The sequence below is a fragment of the Sporosarcina luteola genome (genome assembly GCF_023715535.1).
GTDB lineage: Bacteria > Bacillota > Bacilli > Bacillales_A > Planococcaceae > Sporosarcina > Sporosarcina luteola_B.
On record NZ_JAMBOI010000004.1, the window covers coordinates 33,012 to 52,978 of the forward strand.

The window sequence follows — 19,967 nt, forward strand, 5'->3', positions numbered from 1 at the left end:
CATTCCATAATATAAGCTTCACTTTCTTCTACCTTTCCTGTTCGCTGCATATAATGGCAAGTGAATGAAACAAGGGGAGGGAAACGGAATGAAAAAGTTACAATGGAATATGGAAGAGGTTTTTTATTTCCCGGAGAATGTCGGTGTCCCGAAGGATGCACGCCTCGTTAAAGTGAAAGCTGGGTTCACGGAGAAGCGATCCGAAGATGCAGTCCGGCTTTCCGGTGTCTATCACATCGCCGCCAAGGTCGAATTCACAGAAGGACAGCGTAGTGAGTCAATCCCTACAGATGCAATCTTCGTCGACGATGTAGAGTTGGAAGGGAAAACGGGTTACTTCGAATACGCTGTGCCTCTTAATATCGATCTGCCGCCGGAAGTAGATCGCCCGTTGCATATCGAAGCGACTGATGTCAAATCCACATTCGACGGACAAGGTTCCTTTACGGTCGCTTGGAATGTAAACTGCACGTATGCACAGGAAACTGCCGAGGAAGTTGCAAGCAAAGAAACTGCCAGTAAAGAAACTGCAAGCAAAGAAACTGCAAAAAAAGAAACGGAAATCGCTGAAGAGAAGTCGGAAACGGCTGCAGTTCAGGATGCTCCAAGAGAAAAGGTCGTTGCGGGCAAGCAGGAGCAGGCACAAGCAGCACAAATGACCGAATCCAGACAGACTTTTGTTGCACAAAATCGTACAGCTGCAGCGCCTGTCCAAGAACCGCAAGCAGCTGCAATGCATGACAGCAGTATATGGAATGCAAAAGAAGATATACTGTCATACATTGCAACGTTGCCGGATGAGTGGACGACGACGCGATTCCGCTCAAATGATATCTTTGTAAAGGAGGAAAGCTAAACCTCCGAGAGCACATAATAGGAGGAAATCACCGGTTGTAGGGACGATCAATAGCCTGATCAACTGAAAAATGGCAATCGGAATGATGATCCCTTTGCAATAAAACCTTGTCTTCCGTAACCATGGGGGCAATAAATAAGGATTATATCCTTTTCTCATACTACCTTCCTTTCCTAATTTACTTGACGAAGTCTCTTCCAATCGCATACAATGGTTATAACTATATAATGATGCAGTGATCGGGAGAGTACGCGATTTTCATTTATCCAAGAGAGGGTTCCAACGGTGGGAGGGCCTATGAATGAATTGCCGAAAGTCACCCGGGAGCAGTTTCCGTGAATTTCGAGTAGCGGAAGCCGGTTTGAAACCGTTATTTATTATTGAGGCGCAAACGCTTTTTGGTTTGCGCGAATAAAGGTGGTACCACGGATAACTCCTTCGTCCTTTTTGACGAATGGAGTTTTTTTGTATTCACTTTTATTCACTTAGCTGTTTTTGCAACTAAAGAGGAGGAGTTCAAATGTCAACAGAAAATTTATCAATGCCGACGAAATATGAGCCGCAGTCGATTGAAGCAGGCCGTTATGAATGGTGGCTGAAAGGGAAGTACTTCGAAGCGCAGCCTGAAAGCGGGAAAGAGCCGTATACGATCGTCATTCCGCCGCCGAACGTAACAGGCAAGCTCCATTTAGGGCATGCTTGGGATACGACGCTGCAAGATATTCTTATCCGGATGAAGCGTATGCAAGGCTACGATGCTTTGTGGCTGCCAGGAATGGACCATGCAGGTATTGCAACACAGGCGAGGGTTGAAGAAAAGCTTCGGGAAGAAGGGAAATCCCGCTATGATCTTGGCCGTGAAAAATTCCTTCAGGAAACGTGGAAATGGAAAGATGAATACGCTGGCCATATCCGGGCGCAATGGGCGAAACTAGGTCTTGCTCTCGATTATTCCAGGGAACGTTTCACGTTGGATGAAGGATTGTCAAAAGCAGTCCGCGAAGTATTCGTCAAGCTTTACGAAAAAGACTATATTTACCGTGGCGAGTATATTATCAACTGGGATCCGGCAACGAAAACGGCACTTTCGGACATCGAAGTAATCCATAAGGATGTTCAGGGTGCATTCTATCATATGCGCTATCCACTGGCAGACGGAACGGGCAGCATTGAAATTGCTACGACGCGTCCTGAAACAATGCTTGGCGATACTGCTGTAGCCGTTCACCCGGAAGACGAACGCTACAAGCATCTGATCGGCAAAACGGTAAAGTTGCCGATTGTCGGACGTGAAATCCCAATCATCGCAGATGATTATGTCGATATGGAATTCGGTAGCGGTGCGGTGAAGATCACTCCGGCACATGATCCGAATGACTTTGAAATCGGGAATCGCCACGACTTGCCTCGCGTGCTTGTCATGAATGAAGACGGCAGCATGAACCAACTGGCAGGCAAGTACGAAGGGATGGACCGCTTCGAATGCCGAAAAGCGATCGTCAAAGACTTACAGGAACTTGGTGTTCTATTCAAAATTGAAGACCACTTGCACTCCGTAGGCCATTCAGAGCGCAGCGGAGCAGTCGTTGAGCCGTATTTGTCAACGCAATGGTTCGTTAAAATGGCGCCGCTTGCAGAAGAGGCGATCAAGCTCCAGCAATCCGAAGGGAAAGTCAATTTCGTTCCGGAGCGCTTTGAAAAGACATATTTGAACTGGATGGAAAATATCCATGACTGGTGCATTTCCCGTCAACTTTGGTGGGGGCATCGCATTCCTGCTTGGTATCATAAAGAGACTGGCGAAATCTACGTTGGCCATGAAGCTCCACAAGATATCGAGAACTGGAATCAAGAGGAAGATGTCCTTGACACATGGTTTTCGTCCGCATTATGGCCGTTCTCAACAATGGGCTGGCCGGATCTTGATAATGAAGAGTTCAAGCGCTACTATCCGACGGATGCGCTCGTAACTGGCTACGACATCATTTTCTTCTGGGTTTCCCGGATGATTTTCCAAGGGCTCGAATTCACGGATCAACGTCCATTTAAAGATGTGCTCATCCACGGTCTTGTCCGAGCGGAGGATGGCCGCAAAATGTCGAAATCCCTAGGCAACGGAATCGACCCTATGGAAGTGATCGACAAATACGGTGCAGATGCATTGCGCTATTTCTTATCTACTGGATCCTCGCCAGGTCAGGATCTTCGTTATTCAACGGAAAAAGTTGAAGCGATCTGGAACTTTGCGAATAAAATCTGGAATGCATCCCGATTCGCTTTAATGAATATGGATGGCATGACGTATGATGAGATCGATCTCTCAGGAGAAAAATCCGTTGCGGATGCTTGGATCCTTACACGGTTGAATGAAACGATCGAACAAGTGACGAAGCTTGCAGAGAGATATGAATTCGGTGAAGTCGGCCGTGCGCTTTACAATTTCATCTGGGATGACTTCTGTGACTGGTATATTGAAATGGCGAAATTGCCGTTGTACGGTGAAGACGAAGCGGCGAAGAAGACGACTCGTTCGGTTCTCGCTTACGTTCTTGACAACACGATGCGCCTCTTGCATCCGTTGATGCCGTTCATTACGGAGGAAATCTGGCAGAACCTTCCGCATGAAGGGGAGTCGATCACGGTCGCGGCTTGGCCAGTAGCTGACCCTGCATTGACGGATAAGGAAAAAGCGTCTGATATGAAGCTTCTCGTCGACCTCATTCACGCAGTCCGCAATATTCGTGCTGAAGTGAATACGCCGATGAGCAAAAAAGTGCCACTTTATATTGCGGCGAAAGACGAAGCGACTGTTTCCATTCTGGAAGCGAACCGCAGCTATATCGAACGTTTCTGTAATCCGGAAACACTCGAAATCGGAGTTGGCATTTCAGCGCCGGGCAAATCGATGTCAGCGGTTATCACCGGTGCAGAACTATTCCTTCCGCTTGAAGGATTGCTCAATATCGATGAAGAAATAGAGCGGTTGAAGAAAGAATTGGCGAAATGGGAAGGTGAAGTGAAACGCGTCCAAGGAAAACTTTCCAACGAGCGATTCATCTCAAAGGCGCCTGAAGCAGTAGTCGAGGAAGAACGCGCGAAAGAGAAGGACTACTTGGAGAAGAAATCCGCAGTTGAACGCAGGATTGAAGAATTGAAAGAGATCTAATGCAATATGAAAAGAGTTGGTCCTCCAGAAATGGAGTTGACCAACTCTTTTTTGTTAAATAAAGTTAGAACGCGCTCATAAACTCGTGCAAATGCTCATAAATTCACGCAGACGCTCATAAACTCATGCAAACGCTCATAAACTCGCGCAAGCGCTCATAAATCGCGTTAAGCGCTCATAAACTCGCCTAGGCGCTCATAAACGTGCGAAAACGCTCATAAACCCTCATTAACCCTCTAACTTCTTCTTTACATACTCCAGCAATTTCTCCGCAACCGAAAAATCATGCGTCACATACAGCGAACGGGCGCCTACCGGATCTTCGATTTCATTCAACAGCCAACCGCCATCAGGCAATAAAAGAAAATCGATGCCGATATAATCGCTCTTTAAAGCTTTTGCAAGTTTACGGACTTCATTTTCCTGTAAAGGCGATAGTGAATACTTCTCCACAGAGCCGCCGAGAGTATAATTCGATTTGAAGGAATCACTTCCAGTCCGTTTAACTGCACCCAACACTTCCTCTCCAAGTATGAAAACTCGGACGTCCGTTGCGCTGGACTCGATATACGGCTGGGCAATCAATCGTCTGTCTGCGAACTTTGAGATAACCTCTTGTGCTACATCCATCGTTTGGCAAAGGAATACTTCACTTCCGCCGTGGCCATCAGTTGTTTTCAGAACAACTGGCAGGGGAGGAAGGTCTAGTATTGACTTGACCTTTGTCGCTGGTACAACTGAAACGCCTAACAGAGTCGCAAGCTCGAATGTCTTCAATTTATCATTGGCAATCCTGTTCACTTCCGACCGGTTGATTACCCGGAATCCCGCTGATTCCCACCTTTCCGCAAGCATTGGGTTGCGATCGCGGAATATAATGAAATCCGCATCTTCCAAAGGCTCTTCCTCGTCAACAAGCAGCGTCAACGAACTATCCATTGCGGCTGCATGCTTCATCAAATCATCAATAAATCCTCGATTACGCTCCGCCTCAGTTGAAGAATAATAAAGATGCCCCTTCATCTCAATTTATCTAGAATATAGCTGATCATCCTATCCGCAACGTTAATGCCCGTCACGTTATAAATATTGCGGATATGAGCCGCTGCATTCACTTCACAGACGAGCGGCGCTTCATTTTCACCGAATAAAAGATCCACCCCTGCAAATTCTGCACCGACCGCTTCGGCTGCCCGAATAGCCAATTCCTCTTGCTCCTTACTCAACTCAATGACACTCGCCACACCGCCGTTTGTAATATTCGCCCGGAAATCCGTCTCTGAAAAACGATGCATCGCCGCTACAACTTCACCGCCAACAATATTCACTCGGATATCACGTCCTCTGCTCGTCGCGATAAACTGTTGGAATACATAATCGACGCCGCGCAATTCATCCACCTTCGCATAGAAATCTTCTTCCGTTTCAATCAAATATACTTTCATCCCGAATGAGCCATGCCCTTCTTTAATAATCATCGGCAAACCAAGTTTTTCAAGCACCTTTTCATAATAGCCCGAGCCTTCAATCGTGAAATTCGGATACACTTTCGGTGCGATGATCGTTTCCGGCATCGCGATATTGCGCATTGCAAGTTGTATGTATTGCTTTGCTTTATTATCACAAGTCTCAATAACTTCGGGGTCATTGAAGACAGGGATGCCTGCGTTCTTCAAGAATGTCGCCAGCAAGATATCCTTGTCCAGGAAGACAACAAAGTCAGGGCGCTCCTCCAGCTTTTCGTTCAATGCCATATGCACTTCATAATTTTTCTTGAGTATTCCCTCGATACCTGCACGAATAGCGGCGTCTTTCAAAAGCTCCGCCTGATCACGGAATTTATCACTCGTCAAACTTCCATTATAGATGACCCAACATTTTTGCATTTCGTTCCCTCCGGCCGTGATATACTACTCCTATGCTGATTTTACCATAAGGAGCGAATGTTTTGATTCCAAAATTAGATGTATATAAAGAACGATTTGACATAAATAGTGATGATGAAATAAAGCCGGGACTCGATTGCATCCGTGCTGCCCTTCGGAAAGTCGGAAATCCGGAAAAGGGGTTGCGGGTCATCCATGTGGCGGGCACGAACGGCAAAGGCTCCACCATCGCTTATATGGAATCCATCTTGAAAGAGCATGGATTTTCGACAGGCGTCTTTTCATCTCCGGCATTGGTCGATGTGCATGACCAAATCCGTATGAATGGCATGCCAATCAGCCCGGAAGAAATGGACAAGACTTTCATGACGATGAAAGAAGCGGGGCTTAGCGGCATGTTAACCGATTTTGAATTGTTGACAGTTGCGGCCTTCATTACATTTGAACGGCTGTCTCCGGATTATGTCTTGCTTGAATGCGGAATGGGAGGCAGTTTGGACAGTACGAATGTCGTTATGCCGCTCGTCTCTGTCATCCCTTCGATCGCATTGGATCACGTCGGGTTTCTTGGGGAGACGATTGAGGAAGTTGCTGGCCATAAGGCGGGGATCATTAAAGAGGATACGCCCGTAGTTGTAGGACCCCTGACAAATGAGGCAATGGAAGTGATCCGAATGAAAGTACAAGAGACAAAAAGCGAATTGCTTATATATGGGGAAGCCTTCGACCTATTACATGGCGAGTTCATTGGAGAGTCATTTCAGGTGTCAATTAAGGAACGTAGGATGAAAGGCCCTCATCAGGCGATAAATGCGGCAATCGCAATCGAGGCATTGCTGCACGCGAAAATCTCTCTGAATGAGGAATTTGTTGCGAAAGGTGTTGCAGCTGCATCATTGCCTTACCGATTCCAGGAAATCAATGATGGTGTCTTTATCGACGGGGCACATAACCCGGCTGCTGCCAAAGCACTCACCGAGACGATCAAGTCTGAATTCCCCGGTGAAAAAGTAGACTTTATCATTGGTATGTTGAAAACGAAAGACATTAAAAACACGCTTGATGAATTGATTCCTGTCGCCGCTTCCTTCACTTTCGTCACTTTTCCCCATCCGCAAGCTGCCTCAGGAGAGGAATTAATGTCCAGTTGTCAGTATAATAGAAAAAGGGTGACAAAACAAATAGATGATACTATAATACTAAGTAGGAGAAATGATAGGAAGATAATAGTCTCAGGGTCCCTCTATTTGATTAGCAGTCTTTTGGACTAGTGAATTCATCGAGGCTAGATCGCTTTCAATTTGGACAACTCCCTATTATTTCATATAAAGTAAATATGGATCTTTAAAAGGGGGGCATGAAGGGTGTCTGAAAAAAAGTGGTCTACACTCAGTCTATTTATCATTTGGTTGCTCATCGTTCCCCCCGGAATCAGTTATTTTCTTATAACTCAAATGCCTGAAAGCATCAATGTTGTCTATTTGGCCCTTTTTATTCTATTTGGAGTGCTGACAGCTCTTTTTCCGATTAAGCGGGATGGAAAACCGATCACGTTAGTCATGTGGGCGACGTTGCCGGCCTTCCTCATGTATGGAATTGCAATTGAAATGATTGTTATGCAACTCTCTATTATTGCCACACTCTTTGTGTCCAAGAGGTATCAAAAGCAATCACACCGATTTTTCCTAAACTCCATAATGATGTTCATTTTATCCCTTGTAGCTGCCGCCGCCTTCTATGTAGTCGGTGTGCAACCCGGCTCAATGGACTTCTGGCCGCTTCTGATGGGTGTCGCAGTATATAGGTTGGTCCATACGACTACGAATTTCGGTTTGTTGAATATGTATTTTGAAGCAAAAGGAACGAAAAAAACTTACACGATAAAAGACATTATCTTCGAGTACGCGACATTCATAATTATATTGCCATTGGCTCTTACCTTCTATTTGACACTTAATATGGTCGGCATCGCTTCTTTTTTACTATTAGGGTTTCCTTATTTCATGACAATTGCTATTATTCGTCTGCATAGCCGCTCCGAAAGTATTAATGAGTATATAAAAATAGCAGGGCAAATTGGAAGTGACCTTTCCGTCATGACGGATGAAGAGTCAGTTTCCACAGAATTTATCAAGAAGACGAGTGAGTTATTCAGAGCCGATTATGTCTTTCTCTTCACGAATCATGATCAATGGCTAGAGCTGGAAAAATGGTATGAAAGAAATCGGTTTGTCAAAAGATCTTTCCAGACAATCCCGATCGGTGAAGGCATTGCAGGGAAGATATTGGAGACGAAGGAGCCGGTCATCTACTCGAAGCGTAAAGACTGGGAACAACAAGCAACGGTTTCGGCTCCTGATGACATGGAAAGCGTTCTTTGCATCCCATTGGCCCATAACAATGAAACGAAAGGAATCCTCCTCTTAGGTTCCAATCGGAAAGCCGCATTCGGGGATCATCAGTTGAAGATTTTGGATTTGCTCGGGTCGTATTATATTGTAGCTCTCGAAAAAGCAAGCTACGTACAAGAGGCATTGCAACGTAGTGAAAGATGTGCATTGACGAAACTATATAATTACCGGTATTTGGAAGAAAGATTGCACTTTGAAATGAATCGTATGAGCATGGGGGATATCGATGATTTATCTGTCATTATGCTTGATATCGATCATTTTAAAAAAGTGAATGATACTTTCGGCCACCAGAGCGGAAACGATATCTTATACGGTCTGGCAAGAATTCTAGAGAAAGCACTGCCGGATTATGGAACGATCGGACGGTATGGGGGCGAGGAGTTTGTCTATTTATTGCCGGACTTCTCAAAAGCAGAGGCAGTCGCATTTGCAGAACGTCTCCGATTGCTCATCAGGCAGCATGTCTTTACAATCATCCCCGATTTAGGTGATGACAAGTATCCGGTGAAAGTGTCCATCACATCCAGTGTCGGAGTAGCGAATGCACCAAACGACACCGATGAAGCGATGAATTTATTGCGCAATGCAGATCGAGCTTTATACATCGGGGCGAAGCAAGCGGGAAGAGACCGGGTTGCTGAATATGTAAGATGACAGAGGAGGGAATAGGAATTGATAGTGACAGCTCATCAAAAAAGAACGATCTATATTCTGTGGCTTCTTATCGTTCCTATAATTTTTTACATTGCCCTCAACTTCTTTCCGGCGGCATCATACGATTATGTAGATATGGTCATCTATTTAAGCATTTTAATTGCAACATTGATGACTTCAATAGCATTGGACAATGTAAGTATTACATTGGAAAGATGGGTCATTTTCTCAATCTTTTTTCAATACGGTATTGTGGCTGAAATGATATTCATGCAAATAGCGATTTTTGTTTTGCTTTACACTTTGAAGTCTCCGACGCCAAAAGGTTTTCGGTTAGGATTTAACTCAATCAATTTTGCTGTAGTTTCCGTACTAAGTGGCTCCATATTTTACGCTATCGGAGGATCACTTCAAGAGATGTCATTAGGTTCATTCTTGCTCTCAGGTTTCCTTTATGCATCCGCATATTCATTGATTAATTGTACAATCATCTATATCTATTTAAGATGGCTGAAAGCCGAAACTTCACGAATAATAAAAATAGCATGGTGGGATTATGTTTCCACAATACTCCTCCTACCGTTTGCTATTACGTTTTGTCTTCTTATGCAGCAATTTGGCAGTAAAGCATTTTTGCTGATTGGCGTTCCATTTATAATTGTCCTGCTCGTGTCAAGCAACTATATGAAGTCGAACAAGTTGAATGAAGTCTTATCCTCATCCACGGTAATCGGCCATCAGCTGGCGGAAAGATTACGAGTCGAGGATGTGTTCCTCACATTCATTGATAAAATCAAAGATGTTATCACTTACGACAGCGCCTATATCGTTGATTTAAGGATGGGTGAAAACCTCGTTATGCTCGCACATAAAGAAGGCGAATTTTGTAACGGTGAGGCGAACAGATTTTCATTTCCACAAAAGAAGTCCGAAGGGGATGGCTTGGACGTGGAATCGACAAAGTTGTTTTTGAATAAAAAGAGTATCAGCTCGCTCGTAGGATATACATTCGACCCCGCCGTTGAAAGTGTTATGACGGCTCCAATTAAGAGGAACCAAAAGACGGAAGCCTTCCTGATCCTGACTTCCAATCAACGGTATGCATTTGAAGAAATGCAAGTGAAGATTGTGGATCTCTTGACCGGCTATTTTGCAACCGCAGTCGAAAAAGCAAGATATTATGAGCGGACCGTGGAAAAAAGTGTACGATGCGGATTGACAGGGCTTTACAATTTCCGTTATTTAGAATCAAAGCTGGATGAAGAAGTTATCCGTTACCACACTGGCGAAATCTCCACCATGTCCGCAATCATTCTCGATATCGACCACTTCAAGTCTGTCAACGATACGTACGGCCACCAAAGCGGAAATGATCTGCTTTGTACATTCGCGGCACTCTTAAGAAGCTACCAAACATCTGAAATGACATTGGCCAGGTACGGCGGCGAAGAGTTCGTAATGATCCTGCCGAATTATGAAAAAGATGAAGCTGTGGATCTTGCTGAGACAATTCGAAAAGAAGTGGAAGAATCCAATTTCAGGATCATACCGGATTTATCCGAGGACCGTGAACCGACAATCGTCAACATGACAGTGAGCGTTGGAGTCGCAACAATGCCGATGGACGCAAAAGACGGAAAAGAATTGCTGCGCAATGCAGATAGGGCGCTATATATCGGCGGCAAACAGGCAGGCCGCAACCGGGTAGGGGTTTATGAAGAAGAAAAAGAGAATGTGGTAAGTTGAAGACCGGCGGATGTCGGTCTTTTTCTATGATTTTTTACTATTTTTATTGACTAGTTGATTAGTTCAGACAGATTTTGTATGCTGTAAGTAATAGAACCATAAAAAGGTAGGCGATGTTTCCAATGAGAGGCCATGAGGTTAATGAAAAAGGGATGACCCTTGTCGAAATCCTGGCTGCCCTCGTCATATTGGGCATCGTCTTTGTTGGGTTTATGTCGATTTTTCCGCAGATGACTAATTTTAATGAGAAGACTGAGATGAAGTTGAAATCTATGAATGAGGCTAGAGTGTTATTAGATAGTTTTCAAAAATCATATACATCAAATGAATTCAAATCTGCTTTCACATCAGAAAAAGGATATTCTCTTATAAATAAAAAGGAATGGGTTCGGACCGATGGACGAATTGAATATCGTATTAAAAAAGACGCCACTTTAGAAGCGGGAGATGCAAAAGGTGAGAAGAGCCTACATGAAATTCATATTTCAATTCAGAAGGACGGCAAAGTTATCAGTAAGACGTTCGGCTATATTGAGGTCGTCAACTGAGAAAATAGCTAAAGTGCCGGCCCGTCAATTGGGAATGACGTTAGTAGAGGTGCTTGCTGTTCTTCTGCTGACTTCACTTGTCATGATATCGATTTGGACAACGGTACTTACGAGTATGAAATATAATATTACGGAAACTAAAAAGTTAAGGATACAGGAAGAGGCCAATTATATAATTGCTGAAATGCAAAGGATTCATAGGCAGTGTGATCATTATGAAATTGAAATAGAAGACACGAAAATAGCGATGAAAAATTGTGAGGGACCCATAAATGGTAAGGTAATAAGCGAACGATTCAATTTCCGAGGAACATCCTATTGGGAAGGCAAAGTCGATGCAAAAAGAGAAAACGCAAATGTTGATTTTAATTTATTCATAAAAGACCTTGAGAATGAAAAGCTAAATGTTGAGCTTAATACGAGAATAACACGATATAAAGTACAGTAAGTGAATGGGGGAATTACCTATGAAATATCGTAATGAACAAGGATACGCTCTACTTTTAGTCTTGTTCTTAATCGTATTCATAATTACAATCACCGCTGTCTTTTTACGAGGTTCAGTTAGTAATGCCAAGCAAGAACAGCTAACTGATGTTAGCCACTTGAAAGTGGTAGCAGCGGAGGCAGGGGTCGATTATTATAAGAATTACCTTTCAAATTTTTACTTTTCAATTGTGCCGGACCTGGAAAGATTCATCCAGGAAGATATAAAAAAGCAGCTTAACAACCTCAATAATAAAGCTAAAGTTATTGACTATAATATAACCAGAAAAAATACAACAAAAGAATTAGAGAGGATTTTTAATAAAGAAATTTTGGGGAGTTCAAAAGGAAAGAATATCGAACAATATAGTTTTGAAGTAGAAGCTACTTCTGTCACAGGGTTCCCCGAAACGTATACCGTTATTGTGGAAGGGATTTCAGTCGGTAGAAAAAATGGAACTGGGAAAGTGATTTCATTTGAGCAGTTATTTAATATACCCGACCTAAGCGGATCATCGAATTCAAGTGGGGGTGGGATGGGATCCACTCCTAATATGCATAAACTTTATCCGGATAATGTAGGGGCTACTGATTGTGAAATTAATAAGAAGTTATCAAAGGTGACATGTAAAGGTGCTAAAAATGGCGGGTATGATAGTGTGTATAACTCAACTGTTTATTTTTCGGATGGATTTGTTGGTCCTAATGGAAATTTTGACGTGAGATACTCTAAATTATATAGCAAAGGTGCTTTAGAAGTTCATGTATTCAATAATCTGAATGAGTCAGACCTAATTATAGATGGCAGTTTTAAGGTGAAGCAAAACATGAATAATATTAATAACTCTTCGATTAAAGTTAACGGAGCATTGGACATTAATAGTAACGTGCAGAATATGACTAAATCTACAATGATAATTAGAGGAGCTGCCCATTTTAAGGGGCACTTGGATCTTCACAACTCACTTGTTTGCGTTAGTGACTCATCTAAAGTAGAAGGAAATTTAACTGTTGGACAAGGGAGTAAACTAATTCACATGGAACACTTTATAGTTAGTGGGAAAAAGGAAATACACGGAGAGATGATTCAAGTAAACAGTGAGAATGAGGTTTGGGAACAATGTAAATTAGGAAATAGTAACTCGGTTGGATGGACAAGTCCAATCATAGAAGATGTAAACTATGAATAATTTGGGGTCTATAATGAAATTAGATGGATGAGATAAGTACATGAAAGAAGGTGTTCAAAGTGAATAGAAAGATAGTTACTATTATTATAGCGTCCTTATTCCTTTTGTTTATAATATCAGGTGTCGCTTTGGCATCGGATTTCCGCTTCAACAAACATTACGCTGAGTACACATTCATTGGCCCTTTCAACATATCCAACAAGAATGCAAAACAAGCAAAATCAAAATTAGCATCGAACCTATCAGAACTTCAGACCAAATTAGAAGTAAACTTAATCTATCAAGACTTCCAATTCCCACTTCCACCTGAAACAATCAAATTCGATATCGATATGACCCTTGCTAACACGAATTCTGGTGAGGACAATCCAATTATCGCAACTGTTTCCCGTGAAGGATTGCAAACCGTTCTGAGCCAGGAACTTCCCAAGATTCAGCTCTCGGAAAACGCAATCAATTCGGTCGCTACAGGCATTGAAGAGGAATTACAAACAGGGATCATGCCTATAAATGTCCATATAACTGATTATCTTGGAGCCGGTGAGGTACAGAATGAAATTCTCACATCATCCGAATATAGCATTGACAGTATCTCGCCTGCTTTATCAAAAGCGATTCATGCATTGGACCAATCAGTTATAGGACCATTTGAATCTTTTTCCATGTCGGAGGTATTGACAAGTCCTGAAATCGGACCGCTTATTGATGAGGAAATGACATTGCTTTCATCCATTTTATATAGCGCAGTTCTCCAAACAAATTTCCAAGTCGATGAGCGGAATGTCGGTACAGTTGTGTCTTCAACTATTCAACCCGGTTTCGAAGCGGCAATGAACCAGACATTAGGTCTCGACCTAAAGTTTACGAACTCGAACAAGACGGATTTCACCATCCGGGCAGCCTGGTCATCTGGCACGATACACGTTTCGATTGAAGGCAGGCCGTTCTATTACACTTATGAACCTAGAGTTTCTAAATTAGAAACATATAAACCGAAGACTGTGCGTCAATACAGCACGTTTATCGATGATGGACAGGTCGTTGTTTCACACGAAGGCAAAGAAGGCATCGAAGCGATTGTAACACGCACGCTGTCTGTTGACGGAAAAGTTATTGATACGGAGAATATTTCCGAGGACTTTTATGCACCAATCCATCGGGTTGAAATTCATCCACTGTCTAAAGATAAAGGATCTGCAACAGAAGACCCAATAGAGGCAGATAGTACTACTGACGAGGTAGTAGCCCCCCCACTTAATAACGAGACACAAACAAATCTAGATACTAAAACATATAATCCGGGAAAAGTGGAATCGAAAAACACCAATGCTGTTGATAAAACCAACACCAATGAGTCGACTGAAGAGGAAGTCATTTACGATAAAAGTGGCCTTCCGATATCAGGAAAATGACCGAGGCAGACAAGTGAAAGAGGGATGTAAATGGCGACAACACGAAAACGACTGGGCGATTTGCTTGTTGAATCTGGACTCGTTACAGACGCCCAGCTCCAAACTGCATTGGAGGAAAAACCTAGAGATCAAAAACTCGGGGACGCACTTCTCCAAAGAGGTTATATAACCGAACAACAATTAATTGAAGTGCTCGAATTTCAGTTAGGGATTCCTCACGTCAATCTATTCAGATACCCATTTGACCCCAAGCTGTTCAACGTTGTTCCGAAAGAATTTGCGAAAAGAAATTTGCTCGTACCATTGAAAGCTGACGGAGACAGGCTGTTTGTAGCAATGTCTGACCCCATGGATTATTTAGCCGTCGACGACTTGCGGTTGTCAACAGGATTCCATATTGAAACAGCTATCGCTTCTAAGGATGATATTTTACGAACAATATCGAAGTATTACGAAGATGAATTGCTGGAAGACTTTTTCATTGAACAACCAGAAGAAACAAGGGAGCAGCAAGATGAACTGACCGATCTTGATTCCCCGATCGTCCGTCTTGTAAATCAGTTATTGTCGTCTGCCATTACGCAGAAGGCGAGCGACATCCATATAGACCCCCAGGAGCATCAAGTCGTCATCCGGTTCCGGGTCGATGGGATGCTGAAGACGGAACGGTATTTGCCGAAACATATGCAAGCCATGCTCACAGCACGAATTAAAATCATGTCGAGCCTTGATATTACGGAGCATCGAGTGCCGCAAGATGGGCGGATCAAAGCGACAATCGATTTCCGTCCGATCGATCTGCGGGTTTCTACATTGCCTACCGTATTCGGCGAAAAAGTCGTCATGCGGATTTTGGATTTGAGCAGCTCGCTGAACGATTTAATGAAATTGGGCTTCAGCCAAGTCAATATGGAGCGATTCATGAAGGAGATCGAGCGTCCGAACGGAATCGTTCTCATTTCCGGGCCGACCGGGTCGGGTAAATCATCCACTCTTTATGCTGCGTTGAATAAATTGAACAAAGAAGAAGTAAATATTATAACCGTTGAAGATCCGGTTGAATATCAACTGGAAGGCATCAATCAGATTCAAGTGAATTCCGCGGTCGGTCTAACATTTGCGAACGGATTGCGCTCAATCCTTAGGCAAGATCCCGATATTGTCATGGTAGGTGAAATCCGTGACCGTGAAACGGTGGAAATTGCAATTCGTGCTTCATTGACAGGTCATCTTGTTCTTAGCACGATTCATACGAATGATTCCATCGCGTCGATTACGCGATTGATCGATATGGGCGTCGAGCCGTTTCTTGTAACTGCGTCCGTGAATGCAATCATTGCACAACGGCTCATTCGTCGGGTTTGCCGGGATTGCGGACGGGAAATGGTTGCATCAAACCGGGAGAAGGAGATTTTTGCAAAACGCGGTATGGAAATTGAAACGATTGTCCGTGGGCCAGGCTGCGCAGCTTGCAATATGACCGGATACCGGGGTAGGGTAGCAATTCACGAAGTGCTCGTTATCAACGACGAAATGCGCGAAGTGATCAATAACCATGGCACGCCTGCAATGCTGAGAGAAATCGCGATGCGGAACGACACTGTGTTTTTGATTGATGATGGATTGGAGAAAGTGAAGCAGGGCATCACTACTACGGAAGAAGTTTTACGTGTTTCACTTATCGAATAGGGGTATAGCTATGAATGAACCAATAAATTCAATATTAGAAAAAGCATTTGAATTAGAAGCGTCTGACATCCATTTGACAGTCGGCGTGCCTCCTGTTTTCCGGATACATGGAGAATTGAAACGTTATGGGGAAGTGTCCATGGATGATGAATTTACTGAGGAAGCGGCCAAATCGACTATTCCGGAAAAGTTATTCGGGGCATTTCTGGAGAAGGGCCAGATTGATTATTCATATGAATTGAAGGGAATCGCACGTTTCCGTGTCAATGCGTTTCAGCAGCGCAGTTCAATTTCGCTTGCCTTTCGGACAATCCCGACGATCATTCCATCTATTGATGAACTGCAAGTGCCCGGGATCTTAAAGTCGTTGGCTGAAACTCCCCAAGGTCTTATTTTGGTTACAGGTCCTACAGGTTCGGGGAAATCGACAACGCTTGCAGCGATGATCCGTTATTTGAATGAGACGTCTCGCAAACACATTATCACTCTAGAAGATCCCATTGAATATGTTCACTCCCATCAAGCTTCCATCATCGACCAACGGGAAGTCGGCTTCGACACAAGCACTTTTGCAGATGGATTGCGTGCATCTTTACGGCAGGACCCCGATGTAATTCTAGTAGGGGAGATGCGGGATCTTGAGACGATTTCAACTGCCATCACTGCGGCTGAAACGGGGCATCTTGTTCTGGCGACGCTTCATACTTGGAGCGCTGCTTCGACGATCGACAGAATCATAGACGTCTTTCCGCACGGACAGCAATCCCAAATCCGTGTTCAGTTGGCTGGCGTATTGACAGCTGTTTTGTCGCAACGTCTGTTTCCTACTGTTGACCGGAAAGGGAGGAGAGTAGCAACCGAATTGATGATCAACAATTCCGCGATTTCAAACTTGATACGCTCGGAAAAGGTCCATCAAATACCTAATGTCATTCAGACGAATCGATCAATGGGAATGCATATGATGGACACTTCGGTCAGGCAGCTTCTTGACCGAGGGCTCATTTCATATGAATCGGCAGTGCCGTATATCGAAGGTGATGATTGATGGCTAGGTTCAAATATGATGGCCGTGATGCAAATTCAAAAAGATCCGGCGTCATTGTTGCTGCGAATAAACGGGAAGCTGCGTTGAAATTGAAGAACCAAGGAATCCGGGTAACCAATTTGACCGAGCAGGCCGAAACGGTTCTCACGAAAGAGATCCATCTTGGAAAACCGATAAAGCGGACCCAATTCATCATGTTCCTTCGCCAATTTTCGACATTGCTTCGGGCAGGAGTCACGATTGTGGAGTCGATTCGAATACTTTCTTTGCAGGTCGAATCGAAGCCATTCCAAAAGATTTTAGTATCGGTAGGGGATGATCTGCGGGGAGGCGGTTCGCTATCCGATACGTTAATGAAGCACCCGAAAGCGTTCGAGCCATTAGTCATTAACATGATAAAAGCCGGAGAAATGTCAGGTACAGTCGATGATTCGCTGGACAGGCTTGCGGAGCATTACGAAAAAGCGCATATGACTAAACAGAAGGTTATATCTGCAATGTCTTACCCAATTGTAGTTGGTATCGTTGCAATTGGCGTCGTCATTTTCCTGTTGTCCTTCGTCGTCCCGATGTTCGTGGATCTGTTCGCAAGTGTTGGTGGCGAACTTCCATTGTTGACACAATTCGTTTTGAAGGCCAGTAATTTCATGGTGGCATATTGGTATCTTTTCATTCTAGCTGTGTCTGCATTAGTAGTTGGCATAGTCATGATGCGTAACAATAAGGAAGGTAAATACTTGCTGGACTCTTTTCTGTTACGACTTCCCATCTTCGGCGATCTAATGAAGAAATCAGCGCTAGCCACATTGACGAGGACGCTCAGTTCCTTATTTGCGAGTTCAGTTCCGATTTTGCAGGCATTGTCGATGACGGAAAAGATTGTAGAAAACGAAGTTATTTCTCGGGTCGTTGGCGAATCAAGACAATCATTGGAACGAGGCGGATCATTGACAGAGCCGATGGCCGACCATTGGGCGTTTCCACCCCTCATTCCCCATATGATCTCAATCGGGGAGCAGACCGGGTCGCTTGATGCGATGCTTGGAAAAGTGGCTGACTTCTATGAAAAAGAAGTCGATGCCTCGACGGATCGACTAAAAGCATTGATTGAGCCATTAATGATAGTCCTTTTGGCGGGTTTAGTCGGAACTATAGTACTGTCGATTCTATTGCCGATGTTCAGTTTGTTCACGGAAATAGATAATATGTAACGAATTTTGTCGAAAAATAAATATTTACTTAAAAATCCAGTTTGATAGTTTCATTTCAACTAGTAGTTTGGTATTCTTAACTTGAAATTGGAAATTAGGGAGAATAGGGAGGAATAATGATGAAAAAGTTATTACAAAAACGTTTAAGAAATGAAAAAGGGTTAACACTCGTCGAGCTTTTGGCGGTAATTGTAATTTTGGGGATTATTGCAGCCATAGCTGTGCCCGCGATTGGCGGAATTATCGAAAGTTCAAGGATAAAAGCTCAGTTTTCAGATGGCCAAAATGTTCTCTCGGCGGCCAATCTATACTTTATAGAAAATCCTGGGGCCGACCCAGTTACTATTGAAGAATTAGTCGATGGGGATTACTTAGACAATGCAGGAAGCTTCGATGCAGATAATGATGGTACAGTCACATATAAAAAGGGAGGAAATGAATTGGACGCTACTACCAAGACTGAAAAAGGTAAAAAAGTGAACTTTACTGCGGCGACAATTTCTAATATTAACGAGGCAGATGCCAAAGAAGGAAATTCTCCTTCAGTTACATTTGTAGATTAATTATCTACCCTTTCATTTTTCACTCTGTTGTATATTTTTAGTTATAGAAAACTTAAAATTTCTAATTGTGATTTTCCCCAAAATACATTGTTAATCTTTTGATAATTAAAGTTTATTTTGAGATTAACTTAGGAGCTAGCAAAATGTCTTTCTTCTCACGCCGCAAACAGCCGGCAACACTCACAATTGAAGATGATGCCGTCCGTTTTGTCCGTTTGAAGTCGCAAGATCCGCTTGTCATCGATGTTGCGGAGGAAGTTGCGCTTCCGCCGAATACGGTCGTCGAGGGGAAGATTGTCGATGCGGAAGCACTGGTGGTCATTTTGGAAGGGCATTTGAAGGAGTGGGGCATTGCGAAGCGCGATGTCCAGTTCCTTGCTCCTGATACATATGTGATGATTCGGAAGGTTCCTTATCCGGAAGATGTTCAGTCGGATGAATTGAAAGGGCATTTCTTCATTGAAATAGGTTCGACAATTTATTTGCCATTTGATGATCCGGTTTTTGACGTAGTTCCTTGCAGTTTGAATGAAGGAACGAAGGAAGCTATCTTAATCGCATCGAAGGAAAGCATTTTGGACAAGTACGAAGATGTGCTCAAAGCGGTGAGACTGAATCCCGTCGTTGCAGACATTGGACCACTTGCACTGTATCGCCTTGCTTACAAGGTGTACCAATTTGGCGGACATGAGCATGTTCTCATCGCTGATTTGCATGACGGTGTACTCACGGTATCAATTTTCCATAAACATTACCCGCTCTTCATGCGGCCTGTCGATCTGTCGCAATCCGCGGATCTTTCGATTGTTGCGGATGCTCATGTGGATCCCCATTCGATCACACCTACTACAATTGTGATGGAACTCGAGAAGCTGATGAACTTTTATCGATATAATTTACATAACGGAAGTGCTTCTATTACACATCTGCTCGTCAATGGCGAATACGGTGATATGGAAAAATTATTGTCTGCTATACGCGAGCGGTTTTCTATCGAAGCGGAGCGTTTGCTGAAAAGACCTTTGGAACTTCAAGATGGACAACAATTGCCCGCAACCTTCAATCGGACGATCGGGTTGGCATTGAAAGAGGTGTAGT

General features: G+C 43.6%; 16 protein-coding genes, 1 pseudogene and 1 other annotated feature. Of the genes and pseudogenes, 15 read left to right on the plus strand and 2 right to left on the minus strand.

Going from position 1 to position 19,967, the window contains the following annotated elements; genetic code table 11:
- The first annotated feature begins 88 nt into the window (after positions 1-88).
- Positions 89-856 carry a hypothetical protein gene (locus M3191_RS09445; RefSeq protein ID WP_251700155.1) on the plus strand — a complete coding sequence of 256 codons (768 nt, stop codon included), beginning with the start codon at positions 89-91 and terminating at the stop codon, positions 854-856.
- Positions 857-1,082: 226 nt separating this feature from the next.
- Positions 1,083-1,305, plus strand: a binding site (T-box leader).
- 71 nt (positions 1,306-1,376) lie between these two features.
- Positions 1,377-4,022, plus strand: coding sequence for a valine--tRNA ligase (locus M3191_RS09455; RefSeq protein ID WP_251700156.1), 2,646 nt, complete (start codon positions 1,377-1,379; stop codon positions 4,020-4,022).
- A gap of 228 nt (positions 4,023-4,250) precedes the next feature.
- On the opposite strand, the gene M3191_RS09460 is transcribed toward M3191_RS09455, so the two are convergent.
- Positions 4,251-5,045, minus strand: coding sequence for an ATP-grasp domain-containing protein (locus tag M3191_RS09460; protein ID WP_251700157.1), 795 nt, complete (start codon positions 5,043-5,045; stop codon positions 4,251-4,253).
- The gene (locus tag M3191_RS09465; RefSeq protein WP_251700158.1) at positions 5,042-5,908 is read right to left on the minus strand and encodes an ATP-grasp domain-containing protein; all 867 of its coding nucleotides are present in this window, start codon (positions 5,906-5,908) and stop codon (positions 5,042-5,044) included. The genes M3191_RS09460 and M3191_RS09465 overlap by 4 nt, the downstream gene beginning before the upstream one ends.
- A gap of 62 nt (positions 5,909-5,970) precedes the next feature.
- Between M3191_RS09465 and M3191_RS09470 the strand changes: the two genes are divergently transcribed.
- From M3191_RS09470 to pilM, 13 genes and pseudogenes are all read left to right on the plus strand, one after another.
- Positions 5,971-7,179, plus strand: a complete 1,209-nt coding sequence (locus tag M3191_RS09470; protein ID WP_251700159.1) for a bifunctional folylpolyglutamate synthase/dihydrofolate synthase — start codon at positions 5,971-5,973, stop codon at positions 7,177-7,179.
- A 93-nt stretch (positions 7,180-7,272) separates the two neighbouring features.
- Positions 7,273-8,976, plus strand: coding sequence for a sensor domain-containing diguanylate cyclase (locus M3191_RS18680; RefSeq protein WP_251700160.1), 1,704 nt, complete (start codon positions 7,273-7,275; stop codon positions 8,974-8,976).
- A 24-nt stretch (positions 8,977-9,000) separates the two neighbouring features.
- Entirely contained in the window at positions 9,001-10,722 is a 1,722-nt protein-coding gene (locus M3191_RS09480) for a diguanylate cyclase (protein ID WP_251700513.1), read from the plus strand.
- A gap of 122 nt (positions 10,723-10,844) precedes the next feature.
- Entirely contained in the window at positions 10,845-11,270 is a 426-nt protein-coding gene (locus M3191_RS09485; RefSeq protein WP_251700161.1) for a PulJ/GspJ family protein, read from the plus strand.
- Positions 11,194-11,355, plus strand: a pseudogene (locus tag M3191_RS18685) (prepilin-type N-terminal cleavage/methylation domain-containing protein); the annotation flags it as partial. The gene M3191_RS09485 and the pseudogene M3191_RS18685, both read left to right, overlap by 77 nt.
- 30 nt (positions 11,356-11,385) lie before the next feature.
- The gene (locus M3191_RS09490; protein ID WP_251700162.1) at positions 11,386-11,718 is read left to right on the plus strand and encodes a hypothetical protein; all 333 of its coding nucleotides are present in this window, start codon (positions 11,386-11,388) and stop codon (positions 11,716-11,718) included.
- 19 nt (positions 11,719-11,737) lie between these two features.
- Positions 11,738-12,946: a hypothetical protein gene (locus tag M3191_RS09495; RefSeq protein WP_251700163.1), complete on the plus strand. Its 1,209-nt coding sequence runs from the start codon at positions 11,738-11,740 to the stop codon at positions 12,944-12,946.
- A gap of 59 nt (positions 12,947-13,005) precedes the next feature.
- Positions 13,006-14,358, plus strand: coding sequence for a VanW family protein (locus tag M3191_RS18690; protein ID WP_251700164.1), 1,353 nt, complete (start codon positions 13,006-13,008; stop codon positions 14,356-14,358).
- A 30-nt stretch (positions 14,359-14,388) separates the two neighbouring features.
- Positions 14,389-16,047, plus strand: coding sequence for a GspE/PulE family protein (locus M3191_RS09505; protein WP_251700165.1), 1,659 nt, complete (start codon positions 14,389-14,391; stop codon positions 16,045-16,047).
- A gap of 10 nt (positions 16,048-16,057) precedes the next feature.
- Positions 16,058-17,095: a type IV pilus twitching motility protein PilT gene (locus tag M3191_RS09510; RefSeq protein WP_251700166.1), complete on the plus strand. Its 1,038-nt coding sequence runs from the start codon at positions 16,058-16,060 to the stop codon at positions 17,093-17,095.
- Positions 17,095-18,306 carry a type II secretion system F family protein gene (locus tag M3191_RS09515; protein WP_251700167.1) on the plus strand — a complete coding sequence of 404 codons (1,212 nt, stop codon included), beginning with the start codon at positions 17,095-17,097 and terminating at the stop codon, positions 18,304-18,306. Before M3191_RS09510 ends, M3191_RS09515 begins: the two co-directional genes overlap by 1 nt.
- Before the next feature lie 119 nt (positions 18,307-18,425).
- Positions 18,426-18,869, plus strand: coding sequence for a competence type IV pilus major pilin ComGC (locus M3191_RS09520; RefSeq protein ID WP_251700168.1), 444 nt, complete (start codon positions 18,426-18,428; stop codon positions 18,867-18,869).
- A gap of 143 nt (positions 18,870-19,012) precedes the next feature.
- Positions 19,013-19,966, plus strand: a complete 954-nt coding sequence (gene pilM / locus M3191_RS09525) for a type IV pilus biogenesis protein PilM (RefSeq protein WP_251700169.1) — start codon at positions 19,013-19,015, stop codon at positions 19,964-19,966.
- Position 19,967: the final 1 nt, after the last annotated feature.

Bases quoted from the DNA above. Each gene is read 5' to 3' on its own strand.
- pilM (WP_251700169.1), top strand. From the start codon at position 19,013: ATGTCTTTCTTCTCACGCCGCAAACAGCCGGCAACACTCACAATTGAA.
- M3191_RS09505 (WP_251700165.1), top strand. From the start codon at position 14,389: ATGGCGACAACACGAAAACGACTGGGCGATTTGCTTGTTGAATCTGGA.
- M3191_RS09445 (WP_251700155.1), top strand. From the start codon at position 89: ATGAAAAAGTTACAATGGAATATGGAAGAGGTTTTTTATTTCCCGGAG.
- M3191_RS09455 (WP_251700156.1), top strand. From the start codon at position 1,377: ATGTCAACAGAAAATTTATCAATGCCGACGAAATATGAGCCGCAGTCG.
- M3191_RS09495 (WP_251700163.1), top strand. From the start codon at position 11,738: ATGAAATATCGTAATGAACAAGGATACGCTCTACTTTTAGTCTTGTTC.
- M3191_RS09490 (WP_251700162.1), top strand. From the start codon at position 11,386: ATGAAATATAATATTACGGAAACTAAAAAGTTAAGGATACAGGAAGAG.
- M3191_RS09520 (WP_251700168.1), top strand. From the start codon at position 18,426: ATGAAAAAGTTATTACAAAAACGTTTAAGAAATGAAAAAGGGTTAACA.
- M3191_RS09485 (WP_251700161.1), top strand. From the start codon at position 10,845: ATGAGAGGCCATGAGGTTAATGAAAAAGGGATGACCCTTGTCGAAATC.
- M3191_RS09515 (WP_251700167.1), top strand. From the start codon at position 17,095: ATGGCTAGGTTCAAATATGATGGCCGTGATGCAAATTCAAAAAGATCC.
- M3191_RS09510 (WP_251700166.1), top strand. From the start codon at position 16,058: ATGAATGAACCAATAAATTCAATATTAGAAAAAGCATTTGAATTAGAA.
- M3191_RS09460 (WP_251700157.1), bottom strand. From the start codon at position 5,045: ATGAAGGGGCATCTTTATTATTCTTCAACTGAGGCGGAGCGTAATCGA.
- M3191_RS09465 (WP_251700158.1), bottom strand. From the start codon at position 5,908: ATGCAAAAATGTTGGGTCATCTATAATGGAAGTTTGACGAGTGATAAA.